Below are 20,473 nucleotides of genomic sequence, written 5' to 3'. Positions count from 1 at the left end.
CTGGTAGGACGTATCGTGCTCAGCGTGGAAGCAGTGAGTGCCCGGGAGCGATTGATGGTGGCGGGGGAGCGGCTGATCGCCGAGCGGGGATATCTGGTGCCGCTGCGCGATATCGCCGCCGCGGCCGGGCAGCGCAACAACTCGGCGATCCCGTATCACTTCGGCTCGCGCGACGGACTCGTCGAGGCGGTGGTGCAGCAGCGGCTGGCGACCCTGGAGGTGCGCCGGTTGGAGTTGCTGGCGCAGCGCCCGGCCGCCGACGATGTGCACACTCTGCTCGACGCGCTGGTCATCCCCATGTTCGAACTGGGAGCGCGTGACGAAAGTTCGCATTACGCAAGGTTTCTCGAACAGATCCGCACCCATCCCGCGGTATCGGACGCGGCGAATCTGGACAGCGCCGAACGGACCTCGGTGCGAGTGATCGTGGGCGGGCTCGACCGCGCCCTCTCGGACCTGCCGCCGCGCCTGCGGCATCGCCGGCTGCGCAGCCTCACCACGGTGCTGTTCGCCCTGCTGGCCGACCACGAACGGGCCGTCGAGGCGGGGCGGATCGCCGCCGACGACCGCGAGGCCTGGCACCAGGTCATCGACATGCTCGCCGGCACCCTCACCGCCCCGGTCACCAGCCGAACCCGCTGAAACCGGGCGGCGCCGCCGTCCACCGAGGCTGGCGGCTCACCGCGCCCGCCGATTACCGTGAACCCTGTGGATATCGCGCGCGAACTGCCCGGCGAACGGTCGGCGCCGCGCACCGGATGGCGTAGTCAGGGCGGGCCGCTACTGGCGGCCGGTGCGGTGGTCGCCGCGGCCGCGGTGCTGCACTTCCACGATCCGCACAGCCAGGGGGCATACGGGATATGCCCGTTCTATGCGCTGACCGGATGGTGGTGTCCGGGCTGCGGCGGATTGCGCGCTGTGCACAATCTCACCGAAGGCCGGGTGCTCGATGCGCTGCACAGCAACGTGTTCATGCTTCCGCTGCTGCTCACCCTGGCACTGTGGTGGGGACGGTGGGCTCTGAGCCGCTGGCGCGGCCGAGCCGACACCGCCTTCCCGTTCACCCTTCGTGGCCAGGCGCAATGGTGGTTGATCGGGCTGCTCGCGTTGTTCACCGTGGTCCGGAATACCCCGTGGGGTACATGGTTGGCCCCGGTGTAGGCGGGCATGCTGGGAGTATGACCCAGGAAATCGCTGATTCACTAAAGGCTCGGGTGCGTGAGAAGATGCTGCGCCAATTGAACGAGGACGGCGCGCCCGACGCCGAGCAGGACGATCCGCGCCAGATCGCGATCGAGAACGATCTCGAGGCCATCGATTCCGTTCCCGACGGCGATCCGCTGATCGAAGAATTGGCCGCCCGCTACCTGGTGCCGTGAATCGGATCGTGCCGAATCAGATCGTGCAGGGTGCCGCGCCCTGTCCCGCCTCGGTCAAGCCGGGCCGGGTCTCCGGCAGCGGGGACCACTGACCACCGGAATACGTGTAGTTCCACGACGCGCCGTCTCGAATCAGTCGGCTCAGCGCCTCGAGCAGGCGCTCCACATCCGCGACCGACGTGCCCAGACCGACGCTCGCGCGCACCGCGCCGTCGACACCGAGTCGCCGCAGCAGGGGATGCGCGCAGAATCGCCCGTCGCGCACGCCGATACCGAATTCGGCCGACAGATACGCCGCCACCCGGCCGGGCTCGAACCCGTCGACGGTGAACGCCACGATGCCCACACTGTCGGCGCTGTCGGAGAAGATTCGCAGTTGCCGTACGCCCGCAACGGCTTTCAGTCCGTCGCGCAGGCGGCGGATCAGATGGTGTTCGTGCTCGACCACGGCCTGTTCGTCGAGGGCGTACAACGTTTCACAGGCCGCCGCGACGGCCGCCGCGCCCAAGACGTTCGGTGATCCCGCCTCGTGCCGCTGCTGTGCGGGCGCCCAGTGGGCCTGCTCGGTGGTGACGGCGGTGACCGCTCCGCCGCCGGCCAGATACGGCGGCGCCGCGTCCAGCCAGTCCCGGCGTCCCACCAGCACACCGGCGCCGAAGGGCGCGTACAACTTGTGCCCGGAGAAGGCCAGGTAGTCGATGCCCGTCCCGCCGGATTCCGCGAACGACTGCAGGTCGATTCGGCGATGCGGGGCCAGCTGTGCGGCATCGACCAGGATGCGTGCGCCGTGGCGATGCGCGATCGCGGTCAGGTCCGCCAGCGGTAGCACCTCACCGGTCACGTTCGACGCGCCCGTCACCGCAAGCAGCGCAGCGGGTTCGGCGCACAGCTCGGCCTCGATCCGCCGCAGCGTCTGCGCGATCGTCTCGGCGGCGGGGACCACCCGGCGGCCGCGCCGCGTCCAGGGCAGGAAATTCGCGTGGTGTTCGATATCGAGCACCACGGTGTCGCCGGGAACGCAGCAGGCCAGCAGATTCAGCGAGTCGGTGGTGTTGCGGGTGAACACCACCACCTGGTCGTCGGCGCAGTTCACCGCCCGGGCCACCGCACCACGCGCTGCCTCGTAGCGATCGGTGCTGATGCGGGAGGCGTATCCGGCGCCGCGATGCACGCTGGCGTAGTAGGGGAGCAGCTCGTTCACGCGGTCGGTGACCTGGGCCAGGGCGGGGGCGCTGGCGGCGTAGTCGAAGTTGGCGTAGGTGCGGAAACCGCCCTGTACCAACGGAACTCGCAGATCGCACCCGGAGACGCGCGCGATCGGTTCACCGGTGCGGCAGGAACGGGTGGCATTGCCGGCGCAGTCCGACGCCGAGCAGGCGCAGCCGGCGCCGGAGCGGGAGGCGCAGCCCCGGTGAGAGCAAACCTGTTGCGGGACAACGGTTTCGGCGGCGGCAATGGTCGAGACAGCAGTACGCATCGGGGCGATCCCTTTGTTCAGGGACTCCGGATGTGGAGGGGTGATCGGAGTCCGCGCTTGCCGTGCTCGGTCGAGCATCGGCCAGGTCGTCACCCGGAGCACCCCACCGCGGAGGAGGGTTGCCGACCAGCTAGCCGGGGCTTGACGCTGGTACTCGTGACCTGAGCCGAGAGTGGCAGAACCGGCCCCGCATTGTCAAGCGCCGAACTCGAGCGAGCAGTGGCGCCGCGCCGACCCCGAAATCGAGGGCCGCGTGAAAGAGATTGTGGCTCAGTCCAATCCGGCCGGGCGATGATAGGTGCCGTTGTAGTACAGCAGCGGGTTGCGCATCGGCTCGCCACCGGTGTCGTCGTGCACCCGGGTGACCAATCCGACCACCAGGGTGTGGTCGCCGATGGGAATCAACCGGTGCACGGTGGCCCGCACCCAGATCGGGGTGCCGTGCAGCACCGGCTCGCCCGTGTCCAGCGTCGACCACAACTCCGGGTCGGCGAAACGCTGTTCGGCGGCGCGCGAAAACCGTTGCGCCAGATGCTGTTGATGTTCGCCGAGGAAGTGCACGACGATCGAATCGGCCTCGCTCATCGCGTCGATGGACGAGGAGGTGTGCGCGATGTTGAACGAGATCAACGGCGGATCCAGCGACAGCGAGGCGAAGGAGGTGGCGGTGAACCCCACGGGGCGTTCCGGCCGGCTCAGAGTGACGATCGTCACTCCCGCGGGATAGTGGCGCATGGCCGCCCGGTACTGCGCTGCGGTGACGCCGTCGTGCTGAGATTCGAGATGCTGAGGGTCGAGATCGGCCAGCTCGGCGTCGGGTCGCTGGGAACTGCTCACGCCTCCAACCTACGTCGTACCCGCCCTCCCGCAATCCCGACGCCGTCCCGGCGCCGCAGAACTGCCCCGATACGCTGGACAAATGAGTGATTGGAAGGCTTTCGACGTCGAGCGCACCGGTCACGTCGCGCGAGTGACGCTGACCGGACCCGGCAAGGGCAATGCCATGGGCCCGGATTTCTGGAGTGAACTGCCGCTGATCTTCGGCGAGCTGGACGCCGACCCGGAGATCCGCGCGATCGTGCTCACCGGTTCCGGTAAGCACTTCTCCTACGGCCTCGATCTGCCCGCGATGAGCCCGACCTTCGGTCCGCTGCTGGGGGAGAAGGCCCTGGCCGCACCGCGCACCGATTTCCTCTACGAGATCCGCCGCATGCAGGCCTCGGTGACCGCGGTCGCCGACTGCCGCAAACCCGTGATCGCCGCGATCTCCGGCTGGTGCGTGGGTGGCGGACTCGATCTGATCGCGGCCGCGGATATCCGCCTGGCCAGCGCGGAGGCCAGTTTCAGCCTGCGCGAGGCCAAGGTCGCCATCGTCGCCGATATCGGGTCGCTGCACCGGCTGCCGGGCATCATCGGCGAGGGCCATGTGCGTGAGCTCGCCTACACCGGCAAGGACATCGACGCCGCGCGTGCGGAGAAGATCGGCCTGGTCAACGACGTCTACCCCGACCAGGAGGCGGTGCTGGCCGCCGCGCACACGCTGGCGGAGGAGATCGCCGCGAATCCGCCGCTGGTCGTGCAGGGCATCAAGGACGTGCTGGATCAGCCCAAGGCCGGGAAGGTGGCCGACGGGCTGCGGTACGTCTCGGCGTGGAACGCGGCCTTCCTGCCCTCGGAGGATCTGACCGAGGCGATTCAGGCCGTCTTCGAGAAGCGCAAGCCGAACTTCCAGGGCAAGTAGCGGCGCTCCGGGACGGTTGAAGCGAATCGGCGAGGCGCTCGCGGGACGCATACGCCCGCGAGCGCCCTCGCTCGATATAGTTTCTACCGGTGGTCCGCCTGTGCGGGCGCCGGCCGCGCTCAGTGGCCGCCCTGCTCCTGCAGCCGCTTGAAGGCTTCATCGGCGAGAGTCTCGGCCTTGGCCCGGCCGTCCCAGCCGTCGACCTTGACCCACTTGCCGGGCTCGAGGTCCTTGTAGTGCTCGAAGAAGTGCTCGATGGCCTTGCGCTCGAACTCCGGGATGTCGTCGACGTCCTGGATGTGATCCCAACGCTTGTCACCGGCCGGCACCGCGACGACCTTCTCGTCGCCGCCCGCCTCGTCGCTCATCAGCAGCACGCCGACCGGGCGAGCCTCGACGATCACTCCGGGGAACACCGACTCGGGCAGCAGCACCAGGCAGTCCAGCGGGTCGCCGTCGGAGCCGAGAGTGTTCTCGATGTAGCCGTAGTCGGCCGGGTAGACCATCGGGGTGTAGAGGTAGCGGTCCAGCCGCACCCGACCCGTCTCGTGGTCGACCTCGTACTTGTTGCGCTGCCCCTTGGGGATCTCGATGGTGACGTCGAACTCCACGTCATCTCCTTCGTCCGATGCGTATGCGTTGATGCGGTACGGCTGCTCGCCGGCGTGTGCCGCGGCCGACTCGCCGACCGGTTTCGGTGGGCTGCCGACGCGCCAGCTCGTTCGGTGGAACGCCGGCGAGGTGAGGATAGTGTGGTCGATGCGCGCATGGGTGCGGCAGGGAGCGTCCGCCTCACACGGGTGAATAGGGAGACAGCTGTCACGTGGTAGGTCGAGGTAGGAAGAACATCGGTGGGCTGGCCGCTCGCCGACGCCGCAATATGTGGGTCGCGGTGCTGGTCGCAACCGTTGTCGCCGTCGTCGTGGCCACGGTCGCTCTGGTGACGGTGCGGCCGTGGACCGAGGAATTCCGGCACGGGGGTTTGACGATAGCCGCACCCCCGGCCCCCGTGAAGCCCTTTCCCCAGCTGAATCCCGTCTCGGCGAGTGCGCCCGAACCCAGCCGCCAGGGCCTGGCCACTGCCTTGGCCCAGGTGGCGACCAGTCCGGACCTGGGCAATTTCGCCGGTTCGATCTCCGATCCCGACACCCGCGCCATGCTCTGGAGCGCCGATCCGGACAAGCCGATGATCCCGGCGTCCACCCTGAAGGTCATGACCACGGCGGCGGCGCTGCTGGTGTTGCCGCCGGACCATCGGCTCACCACGCGGGTGGTGGCCGGTTCGGCGCCCGGTGAGGTGGTGCTGGTCGGCGCCGGCGATCCGACCCTGACCGCGCAGGCCGACGGCAAGGGCTACTACCCGAACGGGCCCAAGTTGTCGGATCTGGTCGCTCAGATTCGTGCCGCCGGGCATCCGGTCGACACGGTCGTGGTCGACACCTCGCTGTATTCGGGTCCGACTTCGCCGGCCGGCTGGGATCCGGCCGATATCGCGGGTGGTTCGTGGGCGCCGATCGAACCGGTGATGATCGATGGCGGCCGCCTCGACCCGCTGGTCGAATATTCGCCGCGCTCGGCCACGCCCGCCCTCGACGCGGGTCGCCGGCTGGCGCTGGAACTGGGCGCCGACCCGGCGAAGGTACGGCTCGGCAAGGCCGCACCCGGCGCCGCCGAATTGGCCCACGTGGATTCCGCGGAACTGCGGGACCGCTTGCGGGACATGATGATTCACTCCGACGACGTGCTCGCCGAGACGATCGGCCGGGAGATCGCGGCGGCGACCGGTGGCGAGCAGTCGTTCGCCGGTGCCGCCTCCGCCACCCTGACGGCGTTGAAGGCGGCGGGTTTCGACACCGCGGGCGTCACCCAGATCGACAACAGCGGACTGTCCACCGACGACCGGGTTCCGGCGCGACTGCTCGACCGGATCATCGCCGAATCGGCCGCGTCCGCGCAGCCGGGCGGTGCGGACCCGGGCGGCACCACACCGCCCGCGGTCGTGAACACCGGCGACGCCGCCGCGGTCGCCTCCCCGCTGGCGCCGCTGCTGGACTATCTGCCGGTCGCCGGCGGCACGGGCTCGCTGGCGGTGCGGTTTGTCGACGGCGGCCCCGAACGCGCCGGAGCGGGCTGGGTGCGTGCCAAGACCGGAACTCTGTCGGTGTCGAGTGCGTTGGCTGGATATGTGTTGGATCGCGACGGCCGCGTCATGACCTTCGCGCTGATGTCGAACGACCGGCCCCCCGAGGCCAGCCGCCCGGCATTGGACGCCGTCGCCACCACGCTTCGCAACTGTGGATGCTCCTGACGGGTGGAAATGCGATGACCGGATCCGGTGACCCCGCCGATGGCCGTACCGCCGACGACGCCGTGGTCGCCGGTCGCGAAGCCACGGACGTGGTGAAGAACGCGTCCGCGAAACGTTCGGTGCTGGCCGGCTCGGTCGATTGGCAGCTGGCCGCACGGGCCGGTAGCGCCGTCGTACCGTCCGGTCCGCGCACCACGCGGTATTCCGCCGAACAGGTCGTCGAGGAACTGTCCGAGGCGTCCGTGCGGGCCGAGGGCCCGGTGCGCGAGGTGAGTCTGCTCCTCGACGACCAGCCCGTCCCGCAGGCCACGATCGTGGATCGCCGCGGCTGGATCCGCGCGGCCGCCGAATCCATGTCCGAACTCACCGGATCCGCCGACGACGACCGCGGCCGCTTCGCCGGGAAACCGGCCGGCGTCCAGGCCGGAGCGATGCTGGCCTTCCTGTCCACCGCGATTCTCGGCCAATACGATCCGTTCAGCGGGCCGGACGGCACCCTGCTGCTGGTCGCGCCCAACATCATGGCCGTGGAACGCGCACTGGGCGTCTCGCCCAGCGATTTCCGGCTGTGGGTGTGCCTGCACGAGGTGACGCATCGGGTGCAATTCTCGTCCGCACCCTGGCTGGCCGACTATATGAAGCAGAACGTCGACACCCTCGGCGCCGTCGGCGACGAATCGGTGAACGAGGTACTCACCCGGCTGCTGGAGGAGATGCGTCGCCGGCGCGACAACGGGGTGAGCGACGATCCCGCCGATCGCGGCATCCTCGGCCTGCTGCGCGCCACCCAGCCGCCGCCGCAGCGCGATGCGCTGGACCGGTTGCTGATGCTCGGGACGCTGCTGGAGGGCCATGCCGACCACGTGATGGACGCCGTCGGCCCGGCCGTGATCCCCACCGTCGCGCAGATCCGCGAGGCCTTCGATCAGCGTCGCCGTCGCCCGGCCAATCCGATCCAGCGTCTGTTGCGTGCGCTGCTCGGGGTCGACGCGAAGGTCGCGCAGTACGTGCGCGGCAAGGCGTTCGTCGACGAGGTCGTCGGCAAGGTCGGCATGCAGCGGTTCAACACCGTGTGGACCGACGCGGACACCCTGCCGCGGCCCGACGAGATCAGCACCCCGCAGCGATGGATCGACCGAGTCCTGGGGTGAACCCGGGTCCTGGGGTGAACCCGGCGGATCTGCCCGCGAAGGCGCCGGGAACGGATCCGGTGTCGGCGGCGCGGATCCGATCGCCCGACCATGCGCAATCGCCGTCGGCGTCCGGGCCGGTTCGGCTGGGCGCGGCGCAGGCGCGGGCAGCGGACCCGGCGCGGTTGCCCGAGACCCGTGCCGTCTTGGTCATGCGGCACGCGGTGCGGGAGTGGCTTGTGCGCTACGCGCCGGACGGAGTGGTTGCCGTCGCGCTCTCCGGCGGGGCGGATTCGCTCGCACTGACGGCTGCGGCGGTGGCCGAGGCCGCGGCGGTCGACGCGCTCATCGTGGATCACGGGCTGCAGGATGGGTCGGCGGAGGTCGCCGCCGAGGCGGCCGCCGTCGCCCGGCGACTGGGATGCCGATCCGCGCGGGTGTGCCGGGTGCGGGTGAGCGGCGCGGGTGGCCCGGAAGCCGCCGCCCGGGAGGCGCGCTATCGGGCCCTGGACGCGGCGCGCGACGGGCTCCCGGTGCTGGTCGGGCACACCCTCGACGATCAGGCGGAAACCGTGCTGCTCGGATTGGCGCGCGGATCGGGTCCGCGTTCGATTCGGGGGATGACGGAATTCGACCAGCCCTGGGGCCGGCCGCTGCTGGGCGTGCGGCGCGCGGTCACTCGGGAGATGTGCCGGGATCTGGGCCTGGTGCCGCACGAGGATCCGCACAACGCCGCCCCCGAATTCACCCGTGTCCGGCTGCGGACCGAGGTGCTCCCGCTGCTGGAAGAGGTCCTGGGTGGGGGTGTGGCGCAGGCGCTGGCTCGCACGGCCGCGCACCTGCGCGAGGACGGCGAGGCGCTCGATGCGATTGCCGATCGATTGCTGATCGACGCGCGTGATGGTTCGTCGCTGTCGGTCGAGATACTCGCCACGGTTCCGCCCGCGATCCGTCGGCGTGTCATCCGGGCCTGGCTCCTCGATGGCGGCGCAAAGGCATTGACGGACAAGCATTTACGTGCGGTGGAGTCCTTGATCACCGATTGGCGCGGACAGGGCGGTGTCGCGGTCGGCGGAGGAATGCCGGGGATCAGGTTGGTTGCCAGGCGCGAACGTGGCAGGCTGACGTTGGCGTTCGCACGATAACGACCCGAAGGGAAGCCAGCACACGTGTACGGGGACGACATAGCGTCGGTGCTGATCACCGAGGAGCAGATCCGAGCCAAGGTCGACGAGCTGGCCGAACTCATCGCGAAGCGATATCCCCCGGACGCGCCCGAGGGTGATCTGCTGCTGGTCGGCGTGCTCAAGGGTGCGATCTTCTTCATGACCGAGCTGGCGCAGGCGCTGCCGATTCCGACGCAGATGGAGTTCATGGCCGTCTCGTCCTACGGGTCGTCCACCTCGTCCTCGGGCGTGGTCCGGATTCTGAAGGATCTGGACAAGGACATCGCCGGGCGCAACGTGCTGATCGTCGAGGACATCATCGACTCCGGTCTCACGCTGTCGTGGCTGATGCGCAACCTCTCCAGCCGCAACCCCGCCTCGCTGGAGGTGGTGACGCTGCTGCGCAAGCCCGATGCGCTGCGCACCCACATCGACGTCGCGCACGTCGGATTCGACATCCCGAACGAATTCGTCGTCGGGTACGGACTGGACTACGCCGAGCGTTACCGCGATCTGCCCTACATCGGCACTCTGAACCCGCGGGTCTACAGCGCCTGAACTGGGCACATGACCGAATTGGTGACCGAATTCCGCCGGAGTGTGGCGGAAATCACCGTTTGACGATGTTCCCTGCGCAATCGCTATCGATGGAAGTTGCTGATCGGCCGCGATGACGGGCCGGATCGGCGGTGGAACTCTCCGCGTCGGTCTGGATGTGACATCACCGCTGGTCGACGCATGCTCTGAAGTCGTTTCCTCGGCTTTTCGCGACGGGTGTCGCGTTCGCTGAAAATTGTCCGAGGCGATTGTGCTGGAGTTATGGCGGAGCCCTATGCTGTCGGTAACAAACCGTTTGGCTGTTTATGACCCTCTATTCGGACTGGAAGGTCTAAAGCGGCTGGATTTCCCTGACCGATTCTGATAGCAAGGTGCTATGGACCCGCATTTGCGCGACCTGCGGTACTTCGTCGCCGTCGCTGAGGAACTGCACTTCACCAATGCCGCGCAGCGGCTGCACATCGCTCAACCCACCCTCTCGCGGCAGATCCGCCAGCTCGAGCGTCAGCTCGACGTGGTCCTGTTCGATCGCAACCAGCGCAGTGTCGCGCTGACCGTCGCCGGTAAAGAACTGCTCGAGGGCGCCCGTCGCATCCTGGAGCTGTGGGAGGTCACCAACGTGGCCCTCCAGGAAGCCGGTGAGGTGTTGCGGGTCGGTATCCAGAGCTCGATCGGACGCGGTCTGATCGCCGAACTGGAAAGTGCCAGCGGACATCGGCTGGCCCTGCATTCGGCATCGTGGACCGATCCGTCCAGCGGCCTCGCGGGCCGGCAGGCCGATCTGGCGTTGATGTGGTTGCCGGTGCCCGATTCCGGGCGCTACCGCTGGCAGGTGCTGCGGACCGAGGCGAGGTGGGTGCTGCTCCCCGAGAACCACCGGCGGGCCGATCAGGAGGCCATCGAATTCGCCGATCTGATCGACGAGCCGTTCATCGCGATGCCCGCCGAAGCCGGTGCGGCACGTGACTTCTGGCTCGGCGGCGACGCCCGCGGCGGGCGGCAGGCCAAGATCGGCGGCGAGGCCGCCACCGCCGAGGAACGGCTCGAGGCCGTCAGCCTCGGACTCGGCGTCTGCCTGCTGGCCGAGAACAACGTGCCGATGTATCGGTGGCCCGGGCTCACCGCCCGCCCGGTCGCCGGCCTCGCACCGTGTGAACTCGCCATGGTGTGGCGCGCGGACGACGACCGGCCGACCATTCTCGATTTCGCCAATCGCGTTGTGGCCGGAGGGTTTTCCGTCGTCGAAGACGACGGGTAACGCAGTCGGAGATCGGTCGGCCGGAGCTCGCGGTCCGTGGCGAACCGCGGGTTCGAGGGACGTTCAGGCGGTGCGTTGCCAGGGTTGGGCCGCCTCGAGTTGGGCGGCCAGGCGTAGCAGCGTCGATTCACTGCCGGGTGGCCCGGCCAGCTGCGCGGCCACCGGCGTCCCGGTGCGCGGGTGCAGTCCCATCGGGACGCTCACCGCGGGCCAGCCGACCAGATTCCACAGCGGCGTGAACGGCGAGAAGCGAAGGTTGGCAACGACATTGGCCAGCCAGCCCCGGGCGTGCCAATTGCGTGCCGCGGGGGCGGGCGTGGCCAGCGTCGGGGTGATCACCACATCGTGCTGCTCGAAGAAGTCGAGCAGCCGCGCCTCGATCCGGTCGACCTGATTCGGCCGGACCAGACCGGCCTTCAGCACCGCGCGGCCCAGCGCGATATGCACGCGGCTACGACGTTGCAGCAGTTCCGGATTCGCGACCGCACCGGCCTCGCGCGCCGCATTGGCCAGCCAGCGCCACGCCAGCGCGGTCGTCGCGCCCTGGTACGGCAGTGCGGCGGGCATGACGCCGTGACCGGCCTCCCCGGCGAGCCGGGCGGCGGTCTGCGCGGCCGCGGCCCAGTGCTTGTCCACCCGGATCAGCGGGGACGGCGAGCCGGGCGCGATCGCGATGCGCAGCGGCGTCGGCGGTTCCAGATCGGCCAGGGCCGGCCGGTCGGCCAGCACCGACAGCATGAGCGCCGCATCGGCGACCGTGGTCGCGAGCACCCCGTTCTCGGTCATGCCGCTCCACGAGTCGACACCGACCTGGGCCGGGACCACGCCGCGCCCCGGCTTGATGCCGACCACACCGCAGCAGGCGGCGGGTATGCGCACCGATCCGAGTCCGTCGTTACCGTGGGCCACCGGTACGAGTCCGGCGCCGACCGCGGCGCCCGATCCACCCGAGGAGCCACCGGCGCTGTAGCGAATATTCCACGGGGAACGAGCAATCCGCTCGGGCGTGTCGGAGGTGCCCCACAGCGCGCCCTCCGGCATCTCGGTCAGCCCGACCACGACCGCGCCCGCGGCCCGCAACCGCCGAACCACCGGATGATCCGCGGCGGCCGGGACGCCCGACCCCGCGCGCGAACCCGCGTCGGTGATCTCACCGGCCACATCGATGTTGTTCTTCACCGCGACGGGGACGCCGGCCAACGGCAGGATGTCGAGGTCGGCGCGGTCGGCGAGGGCGCGGCTCTCGTCCCGTGCCCGCTCCGCGCGGACGGTGTGGAAGGCGCCCACCCGCGTATCACCCCGGGCGATACGATCCAGCGCGGCGTCGACGACCTGCCCGGCCGTGACCAGACCATCGCGCACCGCGGCGGCGATCGCGACGGCGGTCGTCAACTTCGCCGGATTCGGGACGGTGTCGGCGGCGTCCGCGGCACCGCCGACGGGGAGCGGCTCGTTCTCCGCCGGCTGCCCTGTGCCGGCGGGGTGCTCGGGGGCTGTGGCGTCTCGCACCGTGGTTGCGTCCCCCGCCGGTACCGCGGTGGACGGTTGCGACGAGTCGTGCGGTGCGGTCGTCTCGGTGTCGGCGGTGGAATTCCGCTGGGGCGCATCGGTTTCTGATTCGGGGCCGGAGGCCGGATCCATTGATCCCGAGCCGGTGGTTTCGTCTGCGTCCACTGCTACCTCCCGGGTGGCGCGCGAGACGGCGTTCGATGTCGCGTCGGCCAGTGCGGTGCCCTCGTTGTGCATATGTCAAAGCCCCCGTCGCGTTGTGGTCGATATGGGCTGTTTCGATGTTGTCGCGCAAGTTATCACTTTCGGCGACGCACACCGTTGATGATCACGGGGCGTGGCGGATGGTGCCACGAAACCACGACCGTGCCGGTACCGGACGCACGGGGGCCGCGGTATCCACTGGACACCGCGGCCGGACAGCTGATTTCGCTGGTACCGCGCTATTCGGTGCCGTTGCGGACCCGCTCCTCGTAGGCCTTGCGGGCGGCCGAATCGACGTCGCCGAGGAAGGTCTGCTGCGCGCCCAGGGCGCGCCCGATTGCATCGCCCACCGACTCCGGCAGCAGTCCGACCACCTGCGAGATGGCGCCGGCCACCCTGGTCACGCGGACCTTCGACTTCGGCGCCACCAGAAGTTTCGCGATGGCCTCGGCGATCTCCTCCGGCTCGGCCGGGCGCATCAGCTTCGGCGCCGAAACACCCGATCCCAGTTCGGTATTCGTCAGCGTCGGCAGCACCGAGGAGAACGACACGCCCGTATCGCGATACTCCTCCCGCAGCGTGTCGGTGAAGCCCAGGACCGCGTGCTTGGTGGCGTTGTAGGTCGCCAGACCCGGGATGTGGGTCTCACCGGCGAGGGAGGCGATATTGATGACGTGGCCGCTGCGCCGCGGCAACATCCGGGCCAGTGCCAGTTTCGAGCCCAGGATGACGCCGTAGACATTGATATCGATGATGCGGCGGGTCAACGCATCCGGTTCGTCGACCACCTTGCCGGTGGGCATGATGCCGGCGTTGTTGATCAGCACATCGATCGGTCCCAGCGCCCGTTCCACCTCGTCGAGGAAACTGCTGAACGACTGCTGATCGGTGACGTCCACCCGGCCGTAGTGATCGAAATCGTGGTCGGTGCCGGACTGTTTGACGGCCGTCTCGTCCACATCGCCGATGGCGATCTTCGCGCCGAGTTGCTGCAGCCGCGTCGCGGTCGCCAGCCCGATACCGCGGGCGCCGCCCGTGATGACGACGACCTTGCCGTTGATCTTGCCGAAGTCGGTCACTTCTTCCCTCCGACCGTGTCGAGCACGTCCTTGATGCCCAACCGGCGCATGCCGCGCGCACCCGCGGCGCGCATCGCTGCCAGCGCGAAACCGAGTTTGGTGGTGTTGTACGGGAACCACATGAGTTCTTTGTCCTGCGTGGGCAAAATCGGCACGGTGATGGCCTGTTTGCGGCAGTACTTGCGCACGCCGTCGGCGCCGCCCCAGCGCGCGCCCACACCGGACTGCTGCCAGCCGCCCATCGGCAGCGCGAAACTGAACATGTTGGCGAAGACGTCGTTGATGTTCACCGCGCCCGCATTCAGCTGGCGCGCAACGCGTTCCCCGCGAGCCTTGTCGCCGGTCCACACCGACGCGGACAGGCCGTAGATCGAATCATTGGCCAGCCGAACGGCTTCGGCCTCGTCGGCGACCTTCATCACCGGGATGGTCGGGCCGAAGGTCTCCTCGGTCATACAGCTCATCGAGTGGTCGACGTCGGCCAGCACGGTGGGCTGGTAGAAGGTACCCACACCCGTCGCCTTGCCGCCGGTCACCGCCCGCGCGCCCTTGGCGATCGCATCCTCGACGTGGCTGGAGACGATGGATTTCTGCGCGTCGTTGGCCAGCGCGCCGACATCGTATTTCGGCTCCCGGCCGTCCGCGCCCTGCCGCAGTTCGCGCACGTGCGCGGCCAGCTTCTCGACGAAGGTGTCGTAGACCGGCGCCTCGACATAGACCCGCTCGACCGAGATGCACACCTGCCCGGCGTTGAACAGACCGCCGAAGGCGACGCCGTAGGCCGCGCGGTCGATATCGGCGTCGGCCAGCACGATCGCCGGATCCTTGCCGCCGAGTTCCAGACTGTAGGGGATGAGCCGCTCCACGCAGGCGGCGGCGATCCGCTTACCGGTCTTGGTCGAGCCCGTGAACTGCACGTAGTCGACGTTGTCGACGACCGCCGCACCCGTCTCGCCGGCCCCGGTCACCACGGCCAGTACCGGCGGCGCGCCGATTTCGGCCCAGCCGCGCGCCAATTCCAGCGCGGACAGCGGAGTCACCTCGGATGGCTTGAGGACGACCGCCGCACCGGCGGCCAGCGCCGGAATCACGTCGATCACCGGCATCGCCAGCGGGAAGTTCCACGGTGTGATGACGCCGACCACCGGATAGGGCCGGTAGGCGGTGGTCAACTTCTTGACCCGGGCCAGCGGGCTGTGCGGGGAGGGATGTCCGTCGGAGAGGAACTTACCGGCGCGCCGGGCGTAATAGCCGGTGAGGTCGACCGAGAAGCTCGGATCGATCAGCGCGTCGACGCGGGCCTTGCCGGTTTCGGACTGCAGCACATCGGCGAGATGATCGGTGTGATCGATGATCCAGTCCTGCAGCTTCAGCAGCCATTCCTTGCGGCCCTCCGGCCCGATGGCTTCCCATTCGGGCTGGTAGAGACGCAATTCGCGCACCTTGGCGGCCACCGCGTCGGCCGATTCGGCGGGGACGGTACCCACCAGCTCACCGGTCGCGGGGTTGCGCACCTCGATCTCGGTGACCACCGCGGTCGCCTGCCGCGCGGGCGCGGGATCCTTCCGCGCGGTTGCCGCCGGGGCCGATTTCGTCGCCGCCGACGTGCTCGACTTCGCGGCCGGGGCGGACTTCGCCGCCTTCGCGGGCGTCTTCTTGGCCGCGGTCCGGCCCGCGGTCTTCCGGGCGGCCGGCTTGTTTGCGCCGGTCGATTTCCCGGCCGTGGATTCGCCGGGTGACGGTTCGGTATTCGGCACGATGCTGTCTCTCCCCACGTGCGCTGCGCTGCGAACGGTTGACATTGTGAATCACTTCACTGATCTATGATCGTGTCACAATGATTCGCGCGCTGCTTGGTCTTTGCGGTCAAGGACTCGACCGGAATTTGGCACCAGAGCACAAAAAATCCGCGGCCACCGGCGGGCTGCGATACGAGATCGGGTGAACGAGGGGGATCGGTGATGGCGACAGCCCCGTCCGATGTGGCGGTCCGGCAGTGGATGGCCGATTTCGTCGCCGAGACACTGCGCGGCGAGACCCTCGAGCAGATGGTGGCCCGGCTCGACGCGCAGATCATCGGCCGCGTCCAGGAACTGACCGATCGCGATCTGCGCCGCGATCTGGAATCCAGCACCCGGGCCCACGCCCTGGCCGTCCTCAGCGGTCTCACCCAGGACGCGATGGAGTACGCGGTCCCCGAACAGGCGCACGCCTTCGCCCGCACGCTGGCCCGCCGCGGCTACGACCTGCGGTTGCTGCTGCGCGTCTACCACGCCGGCCAGGAGGCCGCGATCGACTACATGACCGAGGTGATCGACGAGCGCCGGCTACCCGAGCAGTTCGAACGCTCGGCGCTGATCCGGCTGTTCGAACGCTCCACCCGCTGGGTGAACACCTCCGTCGAGGCGCTGACCGACACCTACATGCAGGAGCGGGAGCGCGGCCTGCGCGCGGCGCTCAACCAGCGCACCGAGATCGTGCGGACCCTGCTGTCGGAGGAGGAGGTCGACGCGGACTACGCCTCGGCGCGCCTGGGATTCCGTCTCGCGCAACGCCAGGTCGCGATCGTGCTGTGGACCGATTCCGCCGCGCGCGGTGCCGGTGCGCTCCTGTCCGCCGCGGCGGACAGGTTCGCCGGTGCCGGGAGACAGTTCGAACTCCCCGGCACGGACGACGGCCGGCGGGAAGGCGACCCCGTGACCGGACCGCTGGGCGACGGTATCGCCGGAACCGACGGCGTCGCGGCGGACCTCGGCGCGGACGACCGGCTGGCGGCCGGCAGCGACGAACTCGGCCGGCTGGAACGGACGGCCACGCGGCTGGCCACCGCGCTCGGCGGGGTGGGCGTGCTCACCGTCCCGGCGGGATCGGCGGCGCTGTGGGCGTGGCTCGCTGCCGACGCCGAGGCGGTCGCCGCGGTCGCCGCCGATATCGTCGCCGCGCCGATGCGCCTCGCGCTGGGGTCGTCCGCGACGGGTGTGGCGGGGTTCCGGCAGAGCCATCGCGATGCGATCGCGGCCAGACAGGTGGCCGAGCGGGCGGCCGTCGATCTCGGCCGGGTGCTCCCGTACGCGCGGGTCGAACCCGCCTATCTGGCCGGTGCGGACGTCGCGGCGATGCGCGCGCTGATCCGGCGGGAACTCGGACCGCTGGCCGCGCCGGATGCGAATTCGGCGCGGCTGCGCGAGACGCTGCTCGCCTATCTGCGCTGTCACCGCAGCCCGGAGGGCGCGGCGGCGCGCCTGGGCGTGCACAAGAACACGGTCCGCTACCGCATTCAGCGCATCGAGGAAACGCTCGGGCGGCGTATCGAGGAATGCGGCCTGCGGCTCGAGCTAGCGCTGGAATGCGTCGCGGTCTACGGGGTGTGAGCGCTCAGACGCGGTCGGTCGCGCGCAGCGGCGGTTCCGCGGCCGCGGTCACCGGATGGTCGGGCAGTTCGGCCAGCAGCGTCGTCGTCGCCGCGGCCACCGCGGCCACCGCCTTGTCGAAGGCCGGTTTCGTGACATACGACAGACCGGTCAGGCCACCCACCTTCCGCACGTATTCCTGTGCGGCAGCGAAGATTTCCTGGTCGGTGGCGCGGGGTTCGAGCCCGCGCAGCACGGTGATGTTGCTACCCATGGCGCCGAGAGTAGCCCTAGGTAGGGGCTTACGGCGCCCGATGAAACGGCAAATGTGAAAAATGTATGTATCGGACTGCGGCGGTATGTCCAGAAGCGCCGGAATCCGGCCTTCCAGGTCACAGTCGACACGGCATCGGGAGATAACCGAACCCCCGGATGGCCGATGCGACACAATCGGAACCATGGCTGCCCGCGACATGCCGACCCTGACCACATTCCCCTATCCGGAACTGGACGAGCGCGAGGACGACCACTGGTCCGGCGCTCAGGTTTCCGACGACGAATTGCGCGCGCTGTCCCTGGGGGCGTTCTACTCCGCCCGCTGGGACGCCTTCCACGATGCCCTGCTGCTGGGACCCGAACGGGAACATCCGCTCGGCGACCGCCGCGAACTGGCCATCGACACCCTGACCGGGGCCTGGGGGATCACCGACGGGACCGAGGCGATGGCGTCGATGGAACAGCTGCTCGACGGGATGCACGCACCGCTGTACGCGCTGGTCCATCCGCTGGTGAACGCGGCCCTCAATTCGCCCGAACGAGACCGCTTCGGTGAGCGCGCCGATCGGCATCGCGCCTTCCTGCGGCAGGTCGGGGCGTTTCGGGGAATGGACAACCCGGAGGCGCTGGTCCGCGACTACGACATCTGGTCCCAGGCGATCAAACTCGATCTGACCGGCCATCTGGTGCAGCCGCTGCCCGCCGATATCCAGGCCTGGGATCTGGCCCGGGTGGTGGCGGTGGCGCGGATGGCCTTCACCGCCGGTTACCTCGAGGCCGATACGGCCTGGGATTACGTGATGCGCGCGCTGCCGCCGGCGCAGAAGCGTTACCGCAATTGGCGGCAGTTCGGCGACGCCTATCTCACCGGCTGGACCTACTGGCAGGCCTGTGAGGATCTGGCCGTGCTCAAGTCCGGCGGCACCGATCGCCGGCTCGAACTGGTCCGACTATGGATGCGGCCGACCAGTCCGTGGCGGCGCATCGCGCTGCAGGGCGAGTAGCGCCTCAGTCGGGGAGCGAGCGCAGGATCCCGCGGCCGTAGCGCTGGAACTGCGCATCGTCCACCATCGCCAGCGAATGCCGCTCGACCAGCAGTTCCCACTCCGAATACAGCTGTGAAACGCCCGGATCCGGCGGCGCCACGGCGCCGTCGGCGGATTCGCGCTGAATCGCGAAGTTCACCGCGCCGACGATCCGATCGGTATCGGCCCGGTCGGTCCCGAGAAAACTCAGCGTCGTATTGCCGTCGGTCAGGTCGATGCCGTAATCGCCACCCGGCTCGTCGCCCGAACCCTTGCCGACCTCGGCCGAGATCAGCGCCGAGACCGGCATCTCGTGCGCGTAGCGCGGGGTGGAACCGATCGAGAGCAACAGCACCCGCCCGGTGGTCACGGCCAGCAGCCCGCGCCCGCGTCCGGCCGGCGGGACCGCGGTGACCATCGCCGTCTCCAGCATGAACTCGTCGGGCGTGACCATCGTGTGCAGCGCTCCGGCGGCCGAGCGGGTCTCCCGCCGCGGCGCCATCCGCCGGATCGCGCGGTCCACGTCGGCCCGGGTCGGACCGGACTTACCCCAGACCGGTGCGGGTGGCACCAGATCGGGCGCCGACATATCGATGCGCTGGGTGGCCAGGATCTGGGAGTTGATCCGTTCTACGATCACGGTCGCGGCCGGCACGTCGTGTTCGGCGATCAGCACCGGGAGCGGGGTGCGGTCGGCCGGGACGCCGGTGAGGACCGGACTCGGATAGCGCAGGTAGATCTCGATCACGACGGCGTCGTCGGCGCGCCGGTTCAGCCGGACCTTCAGCAGGTCCGACACCGGAACGTCGAGCACCCGCTCGCCATCGGTGCCCGGCCGCAGAACCTGGAGTCGCCCGCCGCCGTGGCGCAGTATCGCTGTGGGTGTCCGTAGCTCGACTATGTCCATACCCCCTGCGTTCGTCCTGTGTTGTCGCTCACAATAGGTCGTGCATGCCATGATTGGGACCACTTGGACGGACACCGCGAGGTGATCGCCCGATAGATCGGGAACCACCAGCGTTCTCCGACCGTTTACCTGTTGAACTGCACCAGCTGCCGAACTGCGCGATGTATCGAGTAGACCGTACGCGGTAACGTGGCTTGTCCGCATCCGTTCTGCCCGACCCGGTCGGTGCCGGTATGGATACGGCCCCGCCCGACGCATAGTAGGCATACACCGGAAACACCGGAAAGGACTGGCCCGCCGGCCGACGCTCTATGAACCGCAAGACAGTGTTTCGCAACCTGGCCATAGTCGCGGGCATCCTGCTCGTGATCTATCTGGTCAGCTACTTCAGCAACGACACGCGCGGCTGGAAGAACGTCGATACCTCGGTGGCGCTCACCCAGCTTGCCGACAAGCAGAACGTCAAGCAGGTCCAGATCGATGACAAAGAACAGCAGCTGCGCATCACCCTGAAACAGGGCAACGACGCCACCGGCGGCCAGACCCAGATCATGGCCAAGTACCCCGGCGGCAGCGAGGTCTCCGCGCAGATCCTGCGCGACGTGCAGCAATCCGGAGCGCCGTTCAACACCGCGGTCAAGCAGGACTCCTGGTTCACCCAGGTACTGCTGTTCGTGCTGCCGATGGTGATTCTGCTGGGCCTGTTCGTCTTCGTGATGGCCCGCATGCAGGGTGGTGGCCGCGGCGGCATGATGGGCTTCGGCAAATCCAAGGCCAAACAGCTGTCGAAGGATATGCCGAAGACCACATTCGCCGATGTGGCCGGCGCCGACGAGGCCGTCGAAGAGCTGTACGAGATCAAGGATTTCCTGCAGAATCCGGCTCGCTACCAGGCGCTGGGCGCCAAGATCCCCAAGGGCGTGCTGCTCTACGGCCCGCCCGGAACCGGTAAGACGCTGCTGGCCCGCGCGGTCGCGGGTGAGGCCGGGGTGCCGTTCTTCACCATCTCCGGTTCCGACTTCGTCGAGATGTTCGTCGGTGTCGGCGCCTCGCGCGTGCGCGACCTGTTCGACCAGGCCAAGCAGAACAGCCCCTGCATCATCTTC

At 68.8% G+C, this 20,473-nt stretch carries 21 protein-coding genes and 1 riboswitch; of the genes, 13 read left to right on the top strand and 8 right to left on the bottom strand.

Annotated features, from left to right (window positions below):
- The first annotated feature begins 24 nt into the window (after nt 1–24).
- The 3 genes from IRT45_RS30640 to IRT45_RS30630 all read left to right on the top strand — a co-directional run bounded on the left by IRT45_RS30640 (nt 25) and on the right by IRT45_RS30630 (nt 1,379).
- Nucleotides 25–642, top strand: a complete 618-nt coding sequence (locus tag IRT45_RS30640; RefSeq protein WP_194809289.1) for a TetR family transcriptional regulator — start codon at nt 25–27, stop codon at nt 640–642.
- A 66-nt stretch (nt 643–708) separates the two neighbouring features.
- Nucleotides 709–1,161 carry a DUF2752 domain-containing protein gene (locus IRT45_RS30635; protein ID WP_309241226.1) on the top strand — a complete coding sequence of 151 codons (453 nt, stop codon included), beginning with the start codon at nt 709–711 and terminating at the stop codon, nt 1,159–1,161.
- A gap of 29 nt (nt 1,162–1,190) precedes the next feature.
- On the top strand, nt 1,191–1,379 hold the full coding sequence (locus IRT45_RS30630) for a hypothetical protein (RefSeq protein WP_039775767.1): 189 nt from the start codon (nt 1,191–1,193) through the stop codon (nt 1,377–1,379).
- Nucleotides 1,380–1,395: 16 nt separating this feature from the next.
- Here IRT45_RS30630 and IRT45_RS30625 read toward each other — a convergent pair whose 3' ends face one another.
- Nucleotides 1,396–2,856, bottom strand: a complete 1,461-nt coding sequence (locus IRT45_RS30625; RefSeq protein WP_194809288.1) for an aminotransferase class V-fold PLP-dependent enzyme — start codon at nt 2,854–2,856, stop codon at nt 1,396–1,398.
- Nucleotides 2,857–2,904: 48 nt separating this feature from the next.
- Nucleotides 2,905–3,018: riboswitch (SAM riboswitch) on the bottom strand.
- 108 nt (nt 3,019–3,126) lie between these two features.
- Nucleotides 3,127–3,591, bottom strand: a complete 465-nt coding sequence (locus IRT45_RS30620) for a flavin reductase family protein (protein WP_194809306.1) — start codon at nt 3,589–3,591, stop codon at nt 3,127–3,129.
- Between the two features lie 184 nt (nt 3,592–3,775).
- Here IRT45_RS30620 and IRT45_RS30615 point away from each other — a divergent pair, with 184 nt between their 5' ends.
- Nucleotides 3,776–4,597 (top strand): crotonase/enoyl-CoA hydratase family protein, encoded by an 822-nt coding sequence (locus IRT45_RS30615; RefSeq protein WP_194809287.1) that lies wholly within the window; start codon nt 3,776–3,778, stop codon nt 4,595–4,597.
- A gap of 119 nt (nt 4,598–4,716) precedes the next feature.
- Here IRT45_RS30615 and ppa read toward each other — a convergent pair whose 3' ends face one another.
- Nucleotides 4,717–5,208, bottom strand: a complete 492-nt coding sequence (gene ppa, locus IRT45_RS30610; protein ID WP_063006877.1) for an inorganic diphosphatase — start codon at nt 5,206–5,208, stop codon at nt 4,717–4,719.
- Nucleotides 5,209–5,477: 269 nt separating this feature from the next.
- Between ppa and IRT45_RS30605 the strand changes: the two genes are divergently transcribed.
- From IRT45_RS30605 to IRT45_RS30585, 5 genes are all read left to right on the top strand, one after another.
- The gene (locus IRT45_RS30605; RefSeq protein ID WP_194809305.1) at nt 5,478–6,905 is read left to right on the top strand and encodes a D-alanyl-D-alanine carboxypeptidase/D-alanyl-D-alanine-endopeptidase; all 1,428 of its coding nucleotides are present in this window, start codon (nt 5,478–5,480) and stop codon (nt 6,903–6,905) included.
- Nucleotides 6,906–6,919: 14 nt separating this feature from the next.
- Nucleotides 6,920–8,056 (top strand): zinc-dependent metalloprotease, encoded by a 1,137-nt coding sequence (locus IRT45_RS30600; RefSeq protein WP_194809286.1) that lies wholly within the window; start codon nt 6,920–6,922, stop codon nt 8,054–8,056.
- A gap of 191 nt (nt 8,057–8,247) precedes the next feature.
- Nucleotides 8,248–9,180 (top strand): tRNA lysidine(34) synthetase TilS, encoded by a 933-nt coding sequence (gene tilS / locus IRT45_RS30595; RefSeq protein ID WP_194809304.1) that lies wholly within the window; start codon nt 8,248–8,250, stop codon nt 9,178–9,180.
- A 24-nt stretch (nt 9,181–9,204) separates the two neighbouring features.
- Nucleotides 9,205–9,759 carry a hypoxanthine phosphoribosyltransferase gene (gene hpt, locus IRT45_RS30590; RefSeq protein ID WP_194809285.1) on the top strand — a complete coding sequence of 185 codons (555 nt, stop codon included), beginning with the start codon at nt 9,205–9,207 and terminating at the stop codon, nt 9,757–9,759.
- Between the two features lie 376 nt (nt 9,760–10,135).
- Nucleotides 10,136–11,017, top strand: a complete 882-nt coding sequence (locus tag IRT45_RS30585; protein ID WP_194809284.1) for a LysR family transcriptional regulator — start codon at nt 10,136–10,138, stop codon at nt 11,015–11,017.
- 63 nt (nt 11,018–11,080) lie between these two features.
- On the opposite strand, the gene IRT45_RS30580 is transcribed toward IRT45_RS30585, so the two are convergent.
- From IRT45_RS30580 to IRT45_RS30570, 3 genes are all read right to left on the bottom strand, one after another.
- Nucleotides 11,081–12,691, bottom strand: a complete 1,611-nt coding sequence (locus tag IRT45_RS30580) for an amidase family protein (RefSeq protein WP_309241225.1) — start codon at nt 12,689–12,691, stop codon at nt 11,081–11,083.
- 278 nt (nt 12,692–12,969) lie between these two features.
- Nucleotides 12,970–13,809 carry an SDR family oxidoreductase gene (locus IRT45_RS30575; RefSeq protein WP_194809283.1) on the bottom strand — a complete coding sequence of 280 codons (840 nt, stop codon included), beginning with the start codon at nt 13,807–13,809 and terminating at the stop codon, nt 12,970–12,972.
- Nucleotides 13,806–15,341, bottom strand: a complete 1,536-nt coding sequence (locus IRT45_RS30570) for an aldehyde dehydrogenase family protein (RefSeq protein WP_309241224.1) — start codon at nt 15,339–15,341, stop codon at nt 13,806–13,808. The genes IRT45_RS30575 and IRT45_RS30570 overlap by 4 nt, the downstream gene beginning before the upstream one ends.
- Between IRT45_RS30570 and IRT45_RS30565 the strand changes: the two genes are divergently transcribed.
- Nucleotides 15,334–15,636, top strand: a complete 303-nt coding sequence (locus IRT45_RS30565; RefSeq protein ID WP_194809282.1) for a hypothetical protein — start codon at nt 15,334–15,336, stop codon at nt 15,634–15,636. The two genes, IRT45_RS30570 and IRT45_RS30565, sit on opposite strands and share 8 nt — an antisense overlap.
- Nucleotides 15,637–15,770: 134 nt before the next feature.
- Entirely contained in the window at nt 15,771–17,180 is a 1,410-nt protein-coding gene (locus IRT45_RS30560) for a CdaR family transcriptional regulator (RefSeq protein ID WP_194809281.1), read from the top strand.
- A gap of 4 nt (nt 17,181–17,184) precedes the next feature.
- Here IRT45_RS30560 and IRT45_RS30555 read toward each other — a convergent pair whose 3' ends face one another.
- The gene (locus IRT45_RS30555) at nt 17,185–17,433 is read right to left on the bottom strand and encodes a DUF2277 domain-containing protein (protein ID WP_194809280.1); all 249 of its coding nucleotides are present in this window, start codon (nt 17,431–17,433) and stop codon (nt 17,185–17,187) included.
- A gap of 184 nt (nt 17,434–17,617) precedes the next feature.
- Between IRT45_RS30555 and IRT45_RS30550 the strand changes: the two genes are divergently transcribed.
- A complete protein-coding gene (locus IRT45_RS30550) occupies nt 17,618–18,439 on the top strand; it encodes a DUF1266 domain-containing protein (RefSeq protein WP_228535558.1) in 822 nt (273 codons plus the stop codon).
- A 4-nt stretch (nt 18,440–18,443) separates the two neighbouring features.
- On the opposite strand, the gene IRT45_RS30545 is transcribed toward IRT45_RS30550, so the two are convergent.
- Nucleotides 18,444–19,367, bottom strand: a complete 924-nt coding sequence (locus IRT45_RS30545; RefSeq protein ID WP_194809279.1) for a hypothetical protein — start codon at nt 19,365–19,367, stop codon at nt 18,444–18,446.
- Between the two features lie 311 nt (nt 19,368–19,678).
- Here IRT45_RS30545 and IRT45_RS30540 point away from each other — a divergent pair.
- Nucleotides 19,679–20,473: AAA family ATPase (locus IRT45_RS30540; RefSeq protein WP_194809278.1), on the top strand; the 795-nt coding region annotated here is incomplete at its 3' end.

Origin of the sequence: Nocardia sp. BSTN01 (assembly GCF_015354405.1) — a bacterium.
In the GTDB taxonomy this organism is placed as follows: Bacteria; Actinomycetota; Actinomycetes; order Mycobacteriales; family Mycobacteriaceae; genus Nocardia.
This window is presented reverse-complemented; position numbering and strand designations above follow the sequence as displayed.

Bases quoted from the DNA above. Each gene is read 5' to 3' on its own strand.
- IRT45_RS30625 (WP_194809288.1), bottom strand. From the start codon at position 2,856: ATGCGTACTGCTGTCTCGACCATTGCCGCCGCCGAAACCGTTGTCCCG.
- IRT45_RS30620 (WP_194809306.1), bottom strand. From the start codon at position 3,591: ATGCGCCACTATCCCGCGGGAGTGACGATCGTCACTCTGAGCCGGCCG.
- IRT45_RS30615 (WP_194809287.1), top strand. From the start codon at position 3,776: ATGAGTGATTGGAAGGCTTTCGACGTCGAGCGCACCGGTCACGTCGCG.
- IRT45_RS30605 (WP_194809305.1), top strand. From the start codon at position 5,478: ATGTGGGTCGCGGTGCTGGTCGCAACCGTTGTCGCCGTCGTCGTGGCC.
- IRT45_RS30600 (WP_194809286.1), top strand. From the start codon at position 6,920: ATGACCGGATCCGGTGACCCCGCCGATGGCCGTACCGCCGACGACGCC.
- tilS (WP_194809304.1), top strand. From the start codon at position 8,248: ATGCGGCACGCGGTGCGGGAGTGGCTTGTGCGCTACGCGCCGGACGGA.
- IRT45_RS30585 (WP_194809284.1), top strand. From the start codon at position 10,136: ATGGACCCGCATTTGCGCGACCTGCGGTACTTCGTCGCCGTCGCTGAG.
- IRT45_RS30560 (WP_194809281.1), top strand. From the start codon at position 15,771: ATGGCGACAGCCCCGTCCGATGTGGCGGTCCGGCAGTGGATGGCCGAT.
- IRT45_RS30555 (WP_194809280.1), bottom strand. From the start codon at position 17,433: ATGGGTAGCAACATCACCGTGCTGCGCGGGCTCGAACCCCGCGCCACC.
- IRT45_RS30550 (WP_228535558.1), top strand. From the start codon at position 17,618: ATGGCTGCCCGCGACATGCCGACCCTGACCACATTCCCCTATCCGGAA.
- IRT45_RS30545 (WP_194809279.1), bottom strand. From the start codon at position 19,367: ATGGACATAGTCGAGCTACGGACACCCACAGCGATACTGCGCCACGGC.